This is a genomic window from Sphingosinicella microcystinivorans, assembly GCF_003634215.1.
Taxonomy (GTDB): Bacteria; Pseudomonadota; Alphaproteobacteria; order Sphingomonadales; family Sphingomonadaceae; genus Sphingosinicella; species Sphingosinicella microcystinivorans.
In genome coordinates this window covers 689,642-708,350 of sequence record NZ_RBWX01000007.1, presented here as the reverse complement: position 1 = coordinate 708,350, position 18,709 = coordinate 689,642, and the positions used below count along the sequence as shown (strand labels likewise).

Annotated in this window: 17 protein-coding genes; 8 read left to right on the top strand and 9 right to left on the bottom strand. The window is 61.5% G+C overall.

The genetic code is table 11. The features are described 5' to 3' along the window. Positions 1-105 precede the first annotated feature (105 nt). The 3 genes from DFR51_RS03630 (at position 106) to DFR51_RS03620 (ending at position 3,443) form a co-directional block, all read left to right on the top strand. The gene (locus tag DFR51_RS03630; protein ID WP_197723710.1) at positions 106-738 is read left to right on the top strand and encodes a TetR/AcrR family transcriptional regulator; all 633 of its coding nucleotides are present in this window, start codon (positions 106-108) and stop codon (positions 736-738) included. Between the two features lie 83 nt (positions 739-821). Continuing rightward, positions 822-1,715, top strand: coding sequence for an SDR family NAD(P)-dependent oxidoreductase (locus tag DFR51_RS03625; RefSeq protein WP_121049708.1), 894 nt, complete (start codon positions 822-824; stop codon positions 1,713-1,715). Positions 1,716-1,775: 60 nt separating this feature from the next. Beyond that, positions 1,776-3,443, top strand: coding sequence for an MFS transporter (locus DFR51_RS03620; RefSeq protein ID WP_121047657.1), 1,668 nt, complete (start codon positions 1,776-1,778; stop codon positions 3,441-3,443). A gap of 5 nt (positions 3,444-3,448) precedes the next feature. On the opposite strand, the gene DFR51_RS03615 is transcribed toward DFR51_RS03620, so the two are convergent. Then, the gene (locus tag DFR51_RS03615; RefSeq protein ID WP_243446533.1) at positions 3,449-4,615 is read right to left on the bottom strand and encodes a hypothetical protein; all 1,167 of its coding nucleotides are present in this window, start codon (positions 4,613-4,615) and stop codon (positions 3,449-3,451) included. Positions 4,616-4,825: 210 nt separating this feature from the next. Between DFR51_RS03615 and DFR51_RS03610 the strand changes: the two genes are divergently transcribed. From DFR51_RS03610 to DFR51_RS03585, 5 genes are all read left to right on the top strand, one after another. Further along, entirely contained in the window at positions 4,826-6,469 is a 1,644-nt protein-coding gene (locus DFR51_RS03610) for a carboxylesterase/lipase family protein (RefSeq protein ID WP_243445606.1), read from the top strand. 258 nt (positions 6,470-6,727) lie between these two features. Beyond that, a complete protein-coding gene (locus tag DFR51_RS03605) occupies positions 6,728-7,240 on the top strand; it encodes a hemerythrin domain-containing protein (RefSeq protein ID WP_121047656.1) in 513 nt (170 codons plus the stop codon). Positions 7,241-7,395: 155 nt separating this feature from the next. Beyond that, positions 7,396-8,763 (top strand): NAD(P)/FAD-dependent oxidoreductase, encoded by a 1,368-nt coding sequence (locus tag DFR51_RS03595; RefSeq protein ID WP_160119146.1) that lies wholly within the window; start codon positions 7,396-7,398, stop codon positions 8,761-8,763. Between the two features lie 219 nt (positions 8,764-8,982). Then, positions 8,983-9,954: an oxygen-dependent tRNA uridine(34) hydroxylase TrhO gene (gene trhO, locus DFR51_RS03590; RefSeq protein ID WP_121047653.1), complete on the top strand. Its 972-nt coding sequence runs from the start codon at positions 8,983-8,985 to the stop codon at positions 9,952-9,954. Then, complete coding sequence (locus DFR51_RS03585; protein ID WP_276330551.1) at positions 9,944-10,576, top strand: glutathione S-transferase; 633 nt, start codon at positions 9,944-9,946, stop codon at positions 10,574-10,576. Before trhO ends, DFR51_RS03585 begins: the two co-directional genes overlap by 11 nt. A 10-nt stretch (positions 10,577-10,586) precedes the next feature. Here the strand turns inward: DFR51_RS03585 and DFR51_RS03580 are convergent, their stop codons facing one another. The 8 genes from DFR51_RS03580 to DFR51_RS03545 all read right to left on the bottom strand — a co-directional run bounded on the left by DFR51_RS03580 (position 10,587) and on the right by DFR51_RS03545 (position 18,708). After that, entirely contained in the window at positions 10,587-10,790 is a 204-nt protein-coding gene (locus tag DFR51_RS03580; protein WP_121049699.1) for a hypothetical protein, read from the bottom strand. A 118-nt stretch (positions 10,791-10,908) separates the two neighbouring features. Beyond that, entirely contained in the window at positions 10,909-12,090 is a 1,182-nt protein-coding gene (locus DFR51_RS03575; RefSeq protein WP_174234237.1) for a CaiB/BaiF CoA transferase family protein, read from the bottom strand. Between the two features lie 75 nt (positions 12,091-12,165). Next, positions 12,166-14,700 (bottom strand): TonB-dependent receptor, encoded by a 2,535-nt coding sequence (locus DFR51_RS03570; protein ID WP_121047650.1) that lies wholly within the window; start codon positions 14,698-14,700, stop codon positions 12,166-12,168. Positions 14,701-14,774: 74 nt separating this feature from the next. Further along, positions 14,775-15,947, bottom strand: a complete 1,173-nt coding sequence (locus DFR51_RS03565; RefSeq protein ID WP_121047649.1) for an acyl-CoA dehydrogenase family protein — start codon at positions 15,945-15,947, stop codon at positions 14,775-14,777. A gap of 11 nt (positions 15,948-15,958) precedes the next feature. Then, positions 15,959-16,468 carry a MaoC family dehydratase gene (locus DFR51_RS03560; RefSeq protein WP_121047648.1) on the bottom strand — a complete coding sequence of 170 codons (510 nt, stop codon included), beginning with the start codon at positions 16,466-16,468 and terminating at the stop codon, positions 15,959-15,961. Further along, positions 16,461-17,279 (bottom strand): HpcH/HpaI aldolase/citrate lyase family protein, encoded by an 819-nt coding sequence (locus tag DFR51_RS03555; RefSeq protein WP_121047647.1) that lies wholly within the window; start codon positions 17,277-17,279, stop codon positions 16,461-16,463. The genes DFR51_RS03560 and DFR51_RS03555 overlap by 8 nt, the downstream gene beginning before the upstream one ends. Before the next feature lie 3 nt (positions 17,280-17,282). Beyond that, positions 17,283-18,089: an alpha/beta fold hydrolase gene (locus DFR51_RS03550; protein ID WP_160119145.1), complete on the bottom strand. Its 807-nt coding sequence runs from the start codon at positions 18,087-18,089 to the stop codon at positions 17,283-17,285. Further along, on the bottom strand, positions 18,082-18,708 hold the full coding sequence (locus DFR51_RS03545) for an isochorismatase family protein (protein ID WP_121047645.1): 627 nt from the start codon (positions 18,706-18,708) through the stop codon (positions 18,082-18,084). The genes DFR51_RS03550 and DFR51_RS03545 overlap by 8 nt, the downstream gene beginning before the upstream one ends. Between the last annotated feature and the right edge of the window lies 1 nt (position 18,709).

Sequence of the window (18,709 nt, the reverse complement as noted above, 5' to 3'; positions counted from 1 at the left end):
ACGGCAGTGATGCGACGGGACGATTTCGAAAAGGAAGTGATTTTGGCGCCCAAGGGAAAGCCTCAAACAAAACGACCATCAAAGGCGGAGCAGCGCGCCGAAACGATGGAACAAATTCTCGACACTGCCGAACAACTGTTTTCCAAGCACGGCTTTTATGGTGTGACGCTGAAGGATGTCGCGAAGCGCGTGGGCGTTCATCATACGCTCCTCAACTATTATTTCGACGACAAGAAAACGCTGTTCGATGCAGTATTCGCCCGCCGCGCTGTCGTTACGATTGAAAAGCGCACGAAGGCGCTCGACGACTACGAAAAGGCCGCCGCCGGAAAGCCGACGGTAGAGGGCGCACTCCATGCGTTTCTCGATACCGACCTGGATCTCTACATCCAGGGCGGCGAAGGCTGGAAAAACTATGGCGCATTCGGCGCTCAGGCGTCGAACAGCCCCGAGGGCGCCGAATTCATGGACAAGTATTTCGATCCTGTCGTGCTGCGACTGATCGAAATCCTGAAAAAGGCACTGCCCGACGCCGCCGAAGAAGACATTTTCTGGGGGTATCATTTCGTAACCGGGGCACTGATGCTTACGCTGGCGCGCACAGGTCGTATCGACAAGCTCTCGCACGGGCTTTGCCACTCCAACGACTATGAAGCCGTCAAACAACGCATGGCGCGCTTCATGGCGGCTGGTTTTCGCGAAATCTGCGAGCAGCGAAAGGCCGAGCGGAAAGGCTGAACGGCTAGGCACCATGTCGGAACTGTCAGGCCTTTTTGATTAACTCACGTGTGAGTTATTATATGATGAGCGAGGAGAAGAGCATGAATCTGGCCGGGCGGGTGGCGATCGTAACAGGTTCTGGCGGAGGGCTCGGCCGTGCACATGCACTGCTGCTCGCGCGCGCAGGTGCACGCGTCGTCGTCAACGATGTTAACGAGGCTGCGGCGGCAGGTGTCGCTGCAGAGATCGTGGCCGCGGGCGGGAAGGCGCTATCCGTGCCAGCCTCTGTCACGGATGAGGTAGAAGTCGCGGCGATGGTAGACGCCACCACCAAGTCCTGGGGCGGTGTCGATATCCTGGTCAACAACGCGGGCATCCTGCGCGACAAGAGTTTTGCAAAGATGGACATCGCCGATTTCCGGCTGGTCGTCGACGTGCACCTGATGGGCGCCGCGATCTGTTCGAAAGCGGTGTGGGAGCAGATGCGCGCGCGTCGATATGGCCGGATCGTCATGACGACGTCGTCGTCGGGCCTCTATGGCAATTTCGGGCAGGCTAACTACGGCGCGGCGAAAATGGCGCTTGTCGGGCTGATGCAGACGTTGGCGCTTGAGGGTGAGCGCTACGGCATCCGCGTCAATTGCCTCGCGCCCACGGCGGCAACGCAGATGACGGGTGGCGTGCTCGCTCCCGAGGCGCTCGCGCGGCTGGCTCCGGAGGCTGTAAGCCCCGGCCTGCTCGCGCTGGTGAGCGAGGATGCGCCGACGCGTGCAATTCTTTGCGCAGGCGGGGGACATTTCGCGCGCGCCAACATCACGCTCACCGATGGCATCTTCATTGGAACCGGAGATGACGCTGCAGAACGCGTCGCCACACAATGGGAGCAACTCTCGGATCGGCGCGGCGAGATCGTACCCGCCTACGGCTTCATGCAGGCGGAACGCGAACTGGAAAACGCAGGCTACACCGAACAGACGGTGTCGGTCGCGCGCTGATAGCGAGCATGGCGGAGGGGCCGAGAAGAGCCCAAAGCTAATTTGGATGGGAGGAAGAATATGGCAACCGAGAGCGAAGCCTTGCCCGGCGAGGCGAAAGGTCAGAGCGACAAGCTCGTCATCACCGCGTCATCGCTGGGAACGGTGTTCGAATGGTATGATTTCTATCTCTACGGACTGCTCGCCACCGCGCTCTCCCGGCATTTTTTCTCGGGCGTCAATGAAACCACCGGTTTCATCCTTGCGCTGATGGCGTTTGCCGCCGGCTTTGCGGTGCGCCCCTTCGGCGCGCTGGTATTCGGCCGGGTCGGAGATGTCGTCGGACGCAAGAACACGTTCCTCGTCACCATGGCGATCATGGGCCTTTCGACGTTTGCGGTCGGTTTCCTGCCGGGCTACGACGCCATCGGAATTGCCGCCCCGATCATCCTGATGACACTCCGGCTGCTTCAGGGGCTCGCGATCGGGGGCGAATACGGCGGTGCCGCTGTCTATATTGCCGAGCATGCACCGCCGGGAAAACGTGGCTTTTATACGAGCTTTATCCAGACGACGGCAATGATCGGCCTGATCCTCGCCTCTACATTCGTGGTCGGGCTGCGCAATTTCATGGATGCGGAAACCTTTAACGACTGGGGTTGGCGCCTGCCCTTCATCTTCTCGATCGTATTGCTTGGCATCACCCTCTGGATACGGCTGCAGCTTGAAGAGAGCCCGGTGTTCCAGCGGATGAAAAAGGCGGGAGCGACGTCGAAGGCGCCGCTCCGCGAAGCATTCGGGGAATGGCGCAACCTCAGGCTCGTTCTCATCGCGCTGTTCGGCGCCGTCGCCGGTCAGGCGGTCATAGGCTTCGCCGCACATCTCTACCCGCTCTTCTATCTCGAAAAGATCGCGAGGGTGGATGGTGCCACCGCCAACTTCCTCGTCGCGACCGCGCTCCTGATGATTATCCCAAGCTTCGTCTTCTTCGGCTGGCTGAGCGATCGCATCGGACGCAAACCGATCATGATGACGGCGTGCGTGATTGCCGTTTTCTCGTATTTCCCGCTCTACAAGGCATTGGTTACGGCAGCCAATCCGGCAATGGCGGCGGCTGTCGAAAGCGCACCCGTGCAGGTCGTCGCCGACGCAGACGAATGCTCGTTCCAATTCGATCCGATCGGACGGAACAGTTTCGACACGACAAGCTGCGACATCGTGAAGACCTATCTCGCACGCGGCGGTATCAACTATGCAAATGTCGACGCACCACCCGGCGCGATTGCGGCTGTTCAGATCGGCGATGAAGCCTTTACCGCACCGAACCCTGCCGTGCTGAAGGGTAAAGCGAAAGCCGCCTCCGTCGCAGCGTTTCAGACTGACGTGCAGGCTGCGTTGTCACGAGCAGGCTATCCGGATTCCGCCGACCCCGCCTCAGTCGACAAGCTGAAGGTCATCGGCATCCTCTGTATCTTCGGTGTCCTTGCCACGATGGTTTATGGTCCGCTCGCGGCGCTGCTGGTCGAGCTCTTCCCGGCGCGCATCCGATACAGTTCGCTTTCTTTGCCCTACCATATCGGCAACGGCTGGATCGGCGGTTTCATGCCCACTATCGGCTTCGCGATGGTTGCGGCCACGGGCAACATCTATCAGGGCCTCTGGTATGCTGTTGTCATCGCGGCGATCACAGCCGTTGTCGGCATCCTGTTCCTGCCCGAAACCTACAAGCGCGACATCGAAGCCGATTGATAGCGTCAGGCCTTCGCCGCCGCCGCCAGAAACTGGCGGAAGGCGGCGATTGTTGTCGCGACCGCTCCGGGATCGATGCAGCGCGTCTCGTCGTCCTCGACATGGTGAAAGCGGTGCAACCCGAAAACGCCGGCGACCGATGGATAGCCCGCAGCGACGATTGCCGCGAGCTCGCCCGCCGAAAGCTCGGCGGCGGAATAAGGACTTTCGAGGCCTGCAAGACCCGCAAAAACGCGGCGGGCAAGCGGCAGGTGCTGGGGGCTGACGGCAAGATAGCGCTGCGAGTCCGTGCCCGCCAGCGGCGCGAGTCCGAATAGCCCTTCGTGCCAGTCCCGCGCGGCGAGATTGGCGCCGAGGTGCAGCCAGAAATCTGTATCCTCGGGCTTTGGCGCCACCGCCTTCAGCGCTTCCTCCGCGCCCAGATTTTCATACTCGTGCCCGCTGTTGCAGAGGAACGCGAGATCATGACCGGGCAGCGCTGCGGGCATCCGGCGCGCGAGGTCGAGCCATGCCGCGATGCCACCCCCGCGCTCGCCCGCGCACCCGAACCAGCCGGAACGCGGGGTGGAGACCACGAGCCAGCGCCCCTTGCCCCGATTGATCCGCCCGACCACGTTGAAGGCGGCGCGTCGTCCGCTCTTTCCAGTCAGCGTGAAGGTCGCCTGGCTATGCGTCATCGCGGCGGCAAGGAACGGCTCTGCGTCCAACGGCGCGAGCAGCGCCACTGGTCCCTTGAACATGGGCGTCTTCCCATCCGCATTGAGTGCGATGATCTTACCTGTCGGCCCGTTGGTGATGATGATCGCAGCCTTCGCCCCCGCTCCGAAGACCGCATGGACGGGCGTGCGTATCGCCTTCACCAGCGCGGAAGACCAGCGGCCATAGGGCAGATCGACAATTGCGATCGCGCCCGCGAGCGGTGCGTCGGCGCGGCCCGCCGCATCGACCCGCACGAGCGGACCGGAAACGCCCGATGCCGGTGTCGGCACCACAATCGGCTGCGGCCACAGCGCGGCCCGGGCGTCGCCGCAAACAATGTCGGCGCGCTGCGGTGTGAAGAACGGCACCGAGATGACGGGCTTCTCGACGGCAAACCCGGCCGCTTCGAGTTCACCCGCCATCCAGTGGCCCGCGGCCGTGTCACCCTGCCCGCCGGATTGCTTGTTCCCCAAGGCGATATAGCGCGAAAGATCATCGGCAACCGCAGATGTATTCGCTGAAACTCCCGCTGCCGTTGCCAAGGGCAAGGCTGCAGTTCCCGCCAGAAAGCCCCGCCGCGTCGAACCACTCATGTCGCTTTCCCGTGATCGCTTGATATTCACTCACGAGTGAGCGTAAGTTCGATGCAAAGCGATGGCAAGCGCTGCATGGGGAGAGAGAACGTGACCATTTTCGTGGCATGGCTTTGCGCGATCCTCATAGCGCTCGGCGTCGTGCGCTCCGCTTCTGCCGGTGAAAGGCCGGAGGTGACGGTCGAACAAGGCCGCCTCCTGGGAACGCAAATCGGGGCACTTCGCGTTTTCAAGGGCGTCCCCTATGCGCTGCCGCCTATCGGCGCGCAGCGCTGGCGTGCGCCCGCTGCCCCTGCGCACTGGAACGGCACGCGCGACGCAGGCGTTTTCGGCGCCAGCTGCGTCCAGCCCCCCTACCCTTCAACAAGCGTGTATTTCGAGGCTCCGCGCCCCATGAGCGAGGATTGCCTCACACTTAATATCTGGAGCCCGAAGGAGGCACGCAAGGCCCCCGTGATCGTCTGGATACACGGCGGCGCGCTGCTGCGCGGAACCAGCGCCAGCCCCATGTACGATGGTCGCGAATTTGCGCGGCGCGGCATCGTCTTCGTATCGGTGAACTATCGCCTCGGCATCCTCGGCTGGCTCGCGCATCCGGGCTTAAGCGCTGAGGCGCCGGATCGTGTTTCGGGCAATTACGGTCTGCTCGATCAGATCGCAGCGCTCGAATGGGTGAAGCGCAATGTCGGCGCGTTCGGCGGCGATCCGGCCAATGTCACGGTGATGGGAGAGTCTGCCGGGGCACTCAGCATCTCGTATCTCCTTGCCAGCTCTCGGGCGCGCGGGCTGTTCACCAAGGCGATCGTGCAGAGCACCAACGCGCGCGCGGTGCCACACCTGCGTGAAGCCGTCTTCGGCCTGCCGACTGCCGAGACGATTGGCACGGCGTTCGCATCAGCCGCCGGCGCGGCGAACGTGCAAGACCTGCGCGCCATGGACGCCGCGGTACTTACCAGCATCGCCTTGAAAACGGGATTTGTGTCGCAACCGATCATGGACGGGATTCTTATCCCCGATCAGCTCGTCAATATTTTCGATCGGGGTCAACAGACAAAGGTGCCGGTTCTCGCCGGCTTCAATAGCGGAGAAATCCGCTCTCAGCGCACGCTGATTCCTCAGATCCCGGACGACCCCGCAGGCTACGAAGCGGCGATTGCTGAGCGTTACGGCGACCTAGCTCCCGCTTACCTGAAACTCTATCCCGCATCCGATATCGCGGTGAGCCAGCTCGTATCGACGCGCGACATCGTTTACGGATGGGCGACCGAACGTCTCGTCCGAACGATGGCGGCGGCAGACCAGCCGAGCTACTTGTATATTTTCGATCATTGCAACGCGGCAACTCGCGCACGCGATCTCTGTGCGTTTCACGCAAGCGAGCTCCCGTTCGCGTTCGGCCTCGCCGGTGATCCCAACAGCACGCCCCCGAACTGGCCGAAAGCGAACACGGAAGATATTCGCCTTGCGCGCAACATGGTCGACTATTGGGCAAGCTTCGCCACAACCGGCGTGCCGCACGCCGACGGTGCGCCTGCCTGGCCGGACTATGGCAAGCGCGAAGCCTACATCCGCTTCACAGCCGCGCCCAACGTTGGGCTGAATCCGGAACCCGGCATGTTCGAGCTTCACGAGGACGTGATGCGTCGCCGTCGTGCCAACGGGCAGCAGTGGTTTCTAAATGGAGCGCCCATCGTACCGCATGATACACCAGGCCACTCCCACGCCGAAAAATGATCGAGGCGGCCATCGGGAAATGGGCGACGCCACCTCACACTGAAGTTCTGCCTTTCGCACCTCTAGAACCAGAGCGGCAGATCCCGATAACCCTCCCATCAAAACGACGCTGCTTCCGAGCCGCTGGCACCAAGACGCAAAGACCTCAGCGGCGCGTTTTCGCTGGCCGTTCGCCATTCGTCGCATTGCGAATCATTCGCATGGAACATCACCGACCGACGAAGCTTCTTCCTACAGGTCTGAACCAGGGAGCCCCCAATGCCTAAGGCAACGTACACCGACGCGATTGCGCTGTTGAAGGCGGACCACCGCAAGGTCGAGGATTTGTTCGAACAGTTCGAGAAGGCAAGGACCGATGATCGCAAGCAAACGCTTGCGCGCGAGATTTGCAGCGAGCTCAAGATTCACACCGCGATCGAGGAGGAAATCTTCTATCCGGCTTTTCGCGAGAAGATCGAGGCCGACATGCTCGACGAAGCCCATGTCGAGCATGATGGCGCCAAGGTGCTGATAAACGACATCGAGAGTTCGAGCCCGAGCGACGACTTTTACGATGCGAAGCTCACGGTGCTTTCGGAAGAGATCAAACATCATGTCCATGAGGAGGAAATGCCTTCCGAGGGCATATTCGCTCAGTGCCGCCGCACGGATGTTGACCTTGTCGCGTTGAGAGACCGGATGTTGATCCGTAAGCAGGAATTACAGGCGGAGGCTGAAAAAGGGGCGCTGCCTCCCGCGAAGCCGCGCACACTCAAGCTTGTTCTGGCCTGACATGGACGCCTCCGAAGAGGCGGAAGTCATTGTCATCGGTACCGGTCCGGCCATCCCTACCGCTGCCCATTATCTTGCTCCCTATGGCCGCGACGTTCCCGTCTTTCGCGATGGCAAAAGCCGGGCACTGAGGTTTCCGAAATCCTCAACAACCTTTGCTGTTCGATACCGTGGCGGTAATCCCCGCAAAGGACGTGACCTTTGGGAACGGGAAGCGGCGGTTAGCCTCGGTCAGACGGACCGACCACGGACATACGGAATTTGACCCAAGCGTTGCTGCGTGGGGAACGGATGGAGCACTTGTGGAGCTGACCGAAGCACGGGATTTGCGCGGCGGGCGGACCTGCTGGGTACCTGAGGGCACCCCTTCGATCGTGAGCGATCCGCCGAGCAAGACACGTGTCGACATCGCGATTGTCGGCGCAGGAATCATGGGCGCCATGCTTGCCGAGCGGCTCTCCGCCGCCGGGCGGCGGGTGGTGGTGCTCGATCGGCGACCGCCCGCGCACGGCAGCACGGCCGCCTCGACCGCCCTTGTCATGTGGGGCGCTGATGTGCCCCTCACCCACCTCGCGGAAAGGCTCGGCATTGATGAGGCCGCGCGGCGTTGGAAAAGGGTTCATGCAGCCGCGCGCCGGCTCTCTGACCGGATCGATGCCCTTGGCATTGCGTGCGGGCGTATCGACCGCCCCGAACTTTATCTCGCGGGAACCCTGCTCGACGAACGCGCGCTGGACGGGGAGGGAGAAGCGCGGCGCAAAGCCGGCTTACCCTCGGAATTCCTTGCAGCCGACGCAGTCGCCGCGCGGTTTGGGGTTGCGCCGCGCGCAGCGCTGCTGTCGGCGGACAGCTACGAGGTTGACCCGGTAAAACTGACGGAGGGGCTGCTGGCACTGGCATGCCGGCATGGCGCGGAAATTAGCTTCCCCTACGATGCCGTTGCTGTGGAGCAGCAAGCGGAAGGTCTTGCGATCCGTACAGCCGAGGGGCCCATGCTTTTGGCGAAAGAAGTGATTCTGGCGACAGGCTATGAGCGGGCGCGCTGGTATCTGCCCGCCGCATACGCCGTGCGCTCCAGCTACGCCATCGCGACACCGCCCGCGACCGCTCCGCTCTGGCGGGAGAATGCAATGATCTGGGAAGCGTCGGATCCCTACATCTACGCCCGTGCCACCAGCGATGGCCGGATTGTAGCCGGCGGCGAAGACGAAGACTTCGACGACGCCGATCGGCGGGATACCCTTATCGGCGCCAAGGCTGGCATATTGCAGGCCAAAACTGCCGCGATTATCGGCACAGACCCCTTGCCGCCTGACTGTGCATGGGCGGCAGCGTTCGGATCGTCACCGGACGGCCTGCCCGCAATAGGCCGGGCGGTAAATCACGACCACCTGTGGCTGGCGAGCGGGTTCGGCGGCAACGGTGTGACCTTCGCCGCGCTTGCAACCGAACTGATCACGGCCGCCCTTGACGGCACGCCCGATCCTGATGCGTCCTGCTTCGATCCGTATAGATTTGAATAAGGGGGGGGTTGTCCGCTGGCGGCACAGCACAACCCCGGATGACGAGACCAATAGGGGGCTCGCCCCGCTGGCTGTCCGAGAGACTGTAGCTTACCATGGCAATACCGGCTCGATCTCGATAGATGGGCTGCGAACTCATCGCACTTTGAGCAGGATTATGGCGCGCAGACATTCCAAACACGGCTCGTATGAAGACCGACAGAGCGGCGACGCCCGCTGATGGACCCTGTGCCCGTGACCGGTTCGTCTTCCCCTATTCGTGTGGCCGCGCTTTATAAATTTGCACGGCTGGAAGATTGCGAGGCTGTTCGCGGTGATCTGGCGCGGCTGTGCTGTGCCGCGGGGATCAAAGGCACGCTGCTGCTCGCAGGTGAAGGAATCAACGGCACGATCGCGGGATCCGACGATGCGATCGAACGCGCTGTCGCCTTTATCCGAGGCTTGCCGGGCTTCGCCGATCTGGACGTGAAGTACGCGTCTGCCGAAACCATGCCTTTCTATCGCATGAAAGTGCGCGTGAAACGCGAGATCGTGACCATGGGGCAACCGCACGTCGATCCCCTCGCCGGGACGGGACACTACGTATCGCCGCAGGACTGGAACGCCTTGATCAGCGAACCGGGCACGATCGTGATCGACACGCGCAACGACTACGAGGTCGCGGTCGGCACCTTTGCCGGCGCGATCGATCCAAAGACCGCCAGCTTCCGCGATTTTCCAGGCTGGTTCCGTGCCGAGCGCGAACGGCTTCTCGGCACGGGCGACCGGCCGAAGGTTGCGATGTTTTGCACGGGCGGCATTCGCTGCGAGAAATCGACCGCTTTCCTGAAGGCCGAAGGCATCGAAGATGTCTATCACCTCCAGGGCGGGATCCTTAAGTATCTGGAGACTGTCCCTGCCGACCAGAGCCTTTGGGAGGGCGAGTGCTTCGTGTTCGACCAGCGCGTCGCGGTCGGCCACGGTCTCGAAGCCGGCACCCACGTGCTGTGTCACGGCTGCCGCCGGCCGGTCAGCACCCAGGATCGCGCTTCGCCGCTCTATATCGCGGGCGTGAGCTGTCCTTCCTGCCATGCTTCCCGTACAGAGGCTCAGCGCATCGGCTATGCCGAACGCGATCGGCAGCAAAGGCTCGCTCAGGTGCGAGGCTCTGCGCATATCGGCCCGCGCACGGTCGAGCGCCGTGAGGGATAGACCCATCCTTTACAGCTTCAGGCGCTGTCCCTACGCCATGCGCGCCCGCATGGCACTGCTGATCAGCGGCACGGCCTGCCACATCCGCGAAGTGAAGCTCTCGCGCAAGCCTGAGGAGCTGATCGCCGCGTCTCCAAAGGCGACGGTCCCGGTGATCGTTCGCCCCGATGGCGACGTGATCGAAGAGAGCATCGAGATCATGCGCTGGTCACTGGAACGGAACGACCCCGAAGGGTGGCTGGAGCGAGAAGATCGTGCGCTGATCGAGGCCAACGACGGCCCGTTCAAGCATCACCTCGATCGCTACAAATACCCCGAGCGCCACGCTTCGGACCCGCTCGCGCATCGCGCTGCGGGATCGGCGCTGCTTGGGACGCTCGAAGCACGGCTCGCCGCGCAGGACAATCTCTGTGGGGACAGGAGAGGCATCACCGATGCAGCGATCTTCCCCTTCGTGCGGCAGTTCGCCGAAGTCGATCGCGGCTGGTTCGACGCACAGCCACTTCCCCGCCTGCAGGCATGGCTCCGTGGCCATCTTGCATCGATACTGTTCGTGACAGCCATGGTTCGCCTCGATCCGTGGCGACCGGGCGACGCTCCGCTGGAGTTTCCGGCAGCCTGACGCCCTCGCCTTACTGCTCGGCATTCTCCCGGATTTCACGATAGGCCTCTTCGCGCGCTTCGATCGCTAGAGACTGGAGATGGCGGGCAGCCTCCTTGTAGGTCAGGAAAGACCGTCCTGCGGCAGCAATGGGTGTTATCCGGCCGTTGAAGATCCGGCGGAGGAAGCGCCTTTGCGGACGGCTCAGCGCTTGCTCTTCTGTTTCTTCCGTCATCGTGCTTCCCGATTTCACCGTCGCTCATCTACCCCCTATTCCAAGGTGGTGACAAATCCGGTCTTTCAGCTGCACGATAATGAGTGGCCCAATATTGGCCGCTGAGAACAGCCTCTCGTCAGATCACGCCTTCGTCCTGTAGGCTGTTCATCTGCTGCACGCTCATCCCAAGAATTTCGCCGTAAATCTCTTCATTGTGCTGGCCGAGCGTTGGTCCCGCCCATGCGACTTCGCCCGGCGTTTCGGAGAGCTTGGGAAAGACATTCTGCATCCAGAGGTTCTGAAAGTGCGGATGCTGCACCTTGATGATGGCTTCGCGGGCCTTGAAATGCGGATCTTCCAGCATATCGGGTGCCTTGTAGATCTTCCCCGCCGGCACGCCGTGCGTCTCCAAATGCGCCAGAAGATCGGCGCTGGACCATGATTTCGTCCAGGCGCTGATCATGTTGTCCAGTTCAACCTGATGCTCGCCGCGCGCATGATGCGTGGCGAAGCGCGGATCGCTTCCAAGCTGCGGATGCCCCATCGCTTCCGCCATGCGCTTCCAGACGCTGTCCTGATTTGCGGCGATCAGAATTTCGCCGTCCGACGTGGAGTAGACATTCGAAGGCGCGACCTTGGGCAGCGTCGCGCCCGTCCGTTCCCGCGTGAAGCCGGCCTCGGTATATTCGGGAATCGTCGATTCCATCATGGCGAGCACCGCCTCGTAAATTGCGGAATCGACCACCTGCCCCTGCCCCGTGCGATGCCGATTCTGCAAGGCCATGAGCGCGCCAAGACAGGCGAACGTGGCGGCAAGCGAGTCTCCGATCGACAGGCCGACACGGCTTGGCGGCGTTGACGGATCGCCCGCGAGATTCCGAATGCCGCCCATGGCCTCGCCGATCGATCCATATCCGGCACGTCGTGCGTAGGGGCCGGTTTGTCCGAAGCCCGTCACGCGGATCATGATCAGCCCCGGATTGATGGCCGAAAGCTGCTCGTAGCCCAGATTCCACTTCTCCATCGTGCCGGTGCGGAAATTCTCAAGCAGGAAGTCCGACTTCTCCACAAGGCGCCGCACGATATCCTGACCGCGCTGATCGCGAAGGTTGAGCGTGATGCTCTTCTTGTTGCGCGCGACGACGGGCCACCAGACCGGCTTGTTCCGTCCCCACTCGCGCATCGGGTCGCCCGCGCCCGGCGCTTCGATCTTGATCACCTCGGCGCCGTGATCGGCCATCAACTGTCCGCAGAAGGGTCCGGCGATCAGTTGCCCCATTTCGACAAGTCGCAACCCCTGCAACGCTCCAGACGCCATCATTCACTCCTTCAGAGCTTCCGGATCAGCGTCAGCCGATCCGGAAGGCTTCCATTCCACGGCCAGTCGCCGGGGTCAGAACTTGTACGCCAGTTCCAGACCATAGCTGCGACGGATACCCGCCGTCAGGAAGTCGCCGCCGAATTCCGGCGCGGGAATGACTTCCGCCACATAGTTCTTGTTGAACATGTTTTCGGCAAAGGCACTGACCGACCAACTGTCCGACTTCAAGCCGACGCGCAGGTTGAAGATGCCGTAGGGATCGCGCTGCGAGTTCTTGAAGTTCGCGGCCAGCCCGAAGATCGTCGGCACGGTATTATCCTGGACGGTGTGGAACCAGGTCTTGCCGGTAATACGGTAATCGGCGCGCACCAACAGTGACAGTGCGTCGCTGAGGGGGGCATCAATCTGGCTGCCGATGTTGAGCGTGTAGTCCGCCGTGTAGGGAGACTTGTTGCCTTCCGTATACGGCCGCGCGTCGTTCCGCTTGATCTTGCTGTCAGTTACGTTGAACGAACCGAACAATGACCAGCCATCGATCAGGCGGAAGCTCGCCGAACCTTCGGCGCCGTACAGTTCCACCTTGTCGATGTTGGAGACGACGCGCAGCAGTCCGAACGGTCCCACGAAGAATTCGAAGAACTGCATGTCCTTCACGGTCGTATGATAACCGGCGAAGTCGAACGTCAGGCGCCCATCAAGCGCTTTACCCTTGATACCCGCCTCGAACGCGCTCGATCGTTCCTTCCGGTAATCGTCGAAGATCGACAGTCCCGAAGAGATCGTTGCGTTGAAGAAGTTGTCGATAACGGCCTCGGAACCACCGTTGTTGAAGCCGCCCGACTTGAAGCCGATGCCCCAGTTCGCGAACAGCGAAACGTCCGGACTGACCTTGTAGCTCAGCGTAACCTTGGGCTGCAGCTGTTTGTAGGTCTGGCTCCGGTCAGCAAGAATCCCGCTCGGGTTGTAAACCGGATCGAGGCCCGGGTTCAGATAGTAGTTCGCAGGCGTTGTCGCGGTGCCGTTCGGATTGCCTGTGAGAACATTGCCGACCCAGCGGGTCAGTCGGCCCGTGGGAACGTTGTTGCTCGTGCTGCGATCTTCAATGTCATAGCGAAGCGCAACGCCAATCTTGAAGGCTTCAGTCACATCGTAATCGACCGATCCAAAGGCCGCATAGACCTTGGTCTTGAAATTATCATCCACCAACGATTCGGTGCGGTTTGTCGGGTCGGTCGTATAACACTCGCGAACGACGCCCTGCCCCGTATCGAGGCCGAGGTTGATACAGGTCCGTCGGTCAAGCGACAGGAAGTATCCACCGAGCTGCCAGCGCAGTGAATCCGTTTCGCCGACAAGACGAAGCTCCGCGCTGAAATCTTCCTGATTGCGGCGCTGGTACTGTGTGCCGTCGCACGTTGTAGGCGAATACGGCTGAGCGCCGACAAACGCGCCCCCGAGATAGGCTTCATCGAATGGTGCCTGGTTCACAACAGGCACCGTTCCCGCCGCGGTCGCCTGACATGTTGATTCGTTTCCGAAGAAACCGAACGCGCCGCTCGTGCCATCAGCGTAGAAATCGTTCTTGATGTTGCTGTAGGCGACGTAGCCGATCAGATCGACCGCGCCGAGCGACTGCGTGAGGCGCGCCGATGCCTCGATGGTCTTCTGCGTGTTGAGCGGATCGATGTTCGGCGTGAAGATGAACTTGTGGTCGTTCACATCGATGTTGAAGACCTTGTCCGCACCCTCCAGCGCCGGAATCTGGAACGCCGCGTTGAACGCGATCGCGCCGCTGCGGACCTTGCCGTACCGCGCCTTCAGATCGACTTCCGTATCATCGCTAGGCGTGAATACGAGGCGGCCGTTCACATTCCAGCGTTCGTAATTGTCCATCGAGGCGGCTTTGGTGCTGTTGCCCGGATAGAGCGTCTTGTTGATATCGCTCGGCAGGAAGCTGTTACGGAAATAGCCGTCTCCCCTGCCGTAGTCGCCGTTCAGCACGAAGCCAATGGTGTCGCTGAGCGGCGCGGAGATCAGCGCGGCACCTTCCACCGTATCGTTGTTTCCGTAGCTCACGCGCGCGCTACCTTCCAGCGCATTACCCGGCTTCTTGGTGGTGATGATGACAGCGCCGGCAGCGGCATTGCGCCCGTAAAGTGCGCCTTGCGGACCTTTCAGAACTTCGATCTGCTGCACCGATCCCTGATCCTGGTTCAGCGATGACGTGTTCGATTTCTGAATGCCATCGACAACAAGTGCCACGTTGCTCTCGGCATCGCGCGCACCGTTGATGCCACGGATATTGATCTGCGTGTCGGCCGCCTCGACATTACCGGTGACGATGGTAACGCCGGGCGTCAACTGCACGAAATCGGCCGCAACCCGCGCGCCCGTGTTCTCGATGGCTTCCGCCGTCAGCACCGAAACTGCCGCAGGAACGTCCTGCAGTTTTTCGTCGAACCGGCGTGCCGTCACCACGATTTCGCCGCCGGCTGGCTCGGCGGTCTCATTCCCCTGTTCCTGCGCGTAGGATACCGCGGGAACCGAAAATACGATCGCAAAAGCGGTCGTGAGACACGTTGCAAGTTTAAGTTCGGATTTTGTCATGGTATCCCCCTTGTCCCTTTCCAATGCTGTTGCCCTGAACGCTTGCCTGCGGATTGATCCTGTTCTTGAAGCCTCTACGCGGAATGCCGTTTGACCCATTGTTTGGAGATGATGATCCGCTGCATTTCGTTCGTTCCCTCGCCGATGCACATCAGCAGCGAATCCCGGTAATAACGCTCGATCTCGTATTCCTTCGAATAGCCATAGCCCCCGAAAATCCGCATTGCCTCTTCGGAGTTCCGCACGGCGGCTTCGGATGCGAAATACTTCGCCATGCCGGCCTCCATGTCGCAGCGCTCGCCACGGTCATAGGCTTCGGCGGCATCCTGCGTCAGCAGCCGCGCGGCTTTCGCCCGCGTCACCATCTCACCGATCTTTAGCTGGATGGCCTGGTGTTCGCAGATCGGCTTACCCATTGTCTGGCGAACCGTCGCATAATCGGTGGCGAGCCGCAGCGCGCCTTCCGCAAGCCCAACGCCGCGCGAGGCAACATTGATGCGGCCGAGCTCAAGCCCACCCGTCGCCTGAAGGAAGCCATTGCCTTCAACACCGCCGATCAGATTCGCGGCGGGAAGCCGGTAATTGTCGAAAATGAGCTCAGCGCTGTCGATGGCATTGTAGCCGAGCTTCTTGATCTTCTTGCCGACCTCGAAACCAGTGATTTTCGGCGCGACGAACAGGCTCATGCCCTTATAGCGCGGCTCCGCCTTCAGGTCGGTTTTGACGAGCAGCGCGAAGCAGCTGCCGTGGATACCGTTCGATATCCATGTCTTTGTGCCGTTGATGACATAATCGTCGCCATCGCGTACCGCTGTCGTGCGGATCGCCTGCAGATCCGTTCCCGCATTGGGCTCGGTGAGTGCAAGACCGCCGCGAATTTCTCCGCTCGCGAACTTCGGCAACCATTCGGCTTTCTGCTCCGGGGTTCCGAAACGTTCAACGGCGGCCGCCAGCATCAGATGCGAGTTGAAGATCCCGGTGATCGCCATCCAGTATGAGGCGATCTTCGAAACGAGCTTTGAATAGGTGGTTGCGGGAAGGCCGAGGCCGCCGTATTCCTGCGAAATCGTTGCGCCGAACAGGCCCATTTCCGCCATCTGTCCGACCAACTCTGCAGGCCACAGATCGTTGTGATCGTGGTGCATCACGACCGGGCGCACTTCCTTCTCGATCCAGCGATCGATCGAATGCAGCAGCACGGCCTCTTCGTCGGGGTCGATCATTCGGGCTGCGTTTGCGGTTGCCATGTGCTTTCCCCTCAATCGTCAGCCGGGCCGAAGCCTTGCTTCCACACGAGGATCGACCGTTCGAATGTGCAGACGATGTCGCCCTTCTGGTTCCTGCCGGTCGTCTTCACGGTGACGATGCCCTGCTCCGGCCGCGAGCTTGACTCGCGCTTGCCCAGCACCTCGCTCTCGCCATACAGCGTGTCGCCGCAGAAAAGTGGATGCGTCATGCTGATATTCGTCCAACCGAGATTGGCCACGGCCTTCTGGGAAACGTCACTGACGCTCATCCCGACGAGAATGGCGACCGTGAGCGGCGAACAGACGAGCGGCCGTCCAAACTCGGTCTTCGCGGCATATTCATAATCGAAATGCAGCGGATGCGTGTTCATCGTCAGCAGCGTGAACGATACGTTGTCGGCATCGGTGATCGTACGGCCCGGCCGGTGTTCATAGATGTGCCCGACTTCGAACTCCTCGAAATACCGACCGAAGGTTTCCCGGAAACGCCCCGGCGCGACTTCGATAACCCCCTTACGCATTACGGCTTTCTCCAAATGCGGCGAGACGCTCCAAGCGGCGCATGAACGGCGCTTCCAGCATCCGGCCCTTGAACATGACAGCCTGTCCGCCCGCCGCCGCAAACGCCTGAACCGCGGCGCGAGCGTCTTCGATGTCGGATGGCTGCGGGCACAGCGCGCCCTGTATGATCCCCACCTGCGCGGGATGGATCGCGGCCTTCGCTGAAAAGCCGAGGCTCTTCGCGCGCCGGACCTCTTCGGCAAGCCCGTCTTGATCCGCGACATGGATGAAGGGCACGTCGATGGCGGGAACCCGCGCCCGTGCACAGGCAAGAATGAACTGCCCGCGCGCCACCGCGAGCGGTTCCCATTCAAGCGCGACACCTAGTTCTGCTGAGAGATCGCCGCCGCCGAACATCATCGCGACCACCGCTTCCATCGCCGCGATTTCCGCTGCCGCCGCCAGGCCGTTCGCGGTTTCGATCAGCGGCACGATCGCGGGCGCCCCGACGGCGTGTAGCGGCGCAAGCTCGCCAACGCTTTCAACCATCGGCACCAGCAGCAGCGGCAATAGTCCTGCATCCTTCAACGCAAGCAGATCGCGCAGTCCCGCTTCGGTGCGCATACCGTTCACGCGCACCGCGATCCGTTCACGCGGCAAGCCGGGGAGCGCGGCGATCACCGTCGCCCGCGCCTCGTCCTTTGCTGCGGCGGGCACCGCATCCTCCAGGTCGATACAAACGCGTTCCGCGTCCGTCGCCAGTGCCTTTTCAAAACGCTCCGGCCGGTTTCCCGGAACGAAAAGAAGGCAGGAGGCGGCAAAGCGTTCCATCGATCAATGCTGCGCGTAGAATTCGAAGAGGCGCTGCGAGAAGCGGCTGCGCTGATCCTTGCCGGCAAGAACATGCGCTGCGCCTTCCATCACGAAGCCGGTGGCATTGGGCAGCGCCTCTTCGATCGGCTTGGTCGTGCGCGGTCCGGTGATGGTATCGAGCGGCGCGTGCATGACGAGTGCGGGGGTCTGAACCTGCTTCAGGTCTTCCAGAACATCGTAATCGATGCTCGCATCGATGAAGCGGGCGTGCGTGTCGATCTTGCCCTGCAATTCGCGCCACGGCCCCTGCGGGCCGATCAACCGTTCCGCATTGGCGTTGTAATAGTCCGCGCTGAACGAATAGGCGCAGACAAGGCGCTGGAATGTCGCCCAGCCGGCGTCCCGGTGAATGTCCAGAAACAACCGCAACTGATCCTCCAGCAGCGGGTCCATCGTCGCCCATGCGCCGGTGTTCACCAGCGTCCGCGCAAGATCGGGGCGCATGATAGCGATCTGTTGGCAAACACACGCACCGATGCCGACCATGCCGAGCAGGTGGACGTTTTTCAGCCCGAGCGCATCCAGTACAGCGATGGCATCGTCCGCGTAGACGCGCATGGAGATCGGCGTGTCGGGATTGTCCGTGGATTCCGCCAGCCCGCGATAATCCATCAGGATCACGCTGTAGTGTTCCGTCAGCCCGAATGGCAGACCGGCAGTGTTGCCATGGCAGAACGTGCCCCAACCACCCAGGCACAGAACGGGGTCGCCCTCGCCCACCATCTCGTAGTGAATAACCGCGCCGTCGGGGCGCTTCAGTTCAGGCATCTTTATGCTTTCCGCTGATCGCTTGAATGACCTCTTCGAGATCGAGAATATCGGCGTAACGCCGCCCGACATCGGCAAGGTTCGCCTGATGCGCACCGATCTCCTGGTCGCCGCAGCAGGTTTCGGGAACCATGACCCGGTATCCGTATGAGAACGCATCGACGATCGATGCACGCACGCAGCCGCTCGTCGTGCAGCCCGTCACGATCACCGTATCCACACCCTGCCGCGTCAGGAAGGTTTGCAGCGGCGTGCCGAAGAAGATCGACGGCGCACCTTTCACGAAATGGAAGTCTGAAGGATCGGCGATGCGCGGATCAAGCTCCATGCCCGCGTCGCCGTAGAACATGTCCTTGTAGACCGAGCTGACCTTCCAGTAAGCCATGTCGCGCGGGCTGTTCCACCCGACGCTGCAGGTGGCGACAGGCACTTCGTTCGCCCGGGCGACCTTCAGCAGGCGCGCGGTGTTCTCAACTGCCTGATCGACATGGCCGGACCGGCCCATCGGGTAGGCGCTGTCGGTAAACGATCGCTGGAAATCCACGACGAGCACCGCCGGCTGCCGGCCGAACCCGATATTGCCTTTGTCGCCATAGCCCGCTGCGGAAAACCCGTTCATG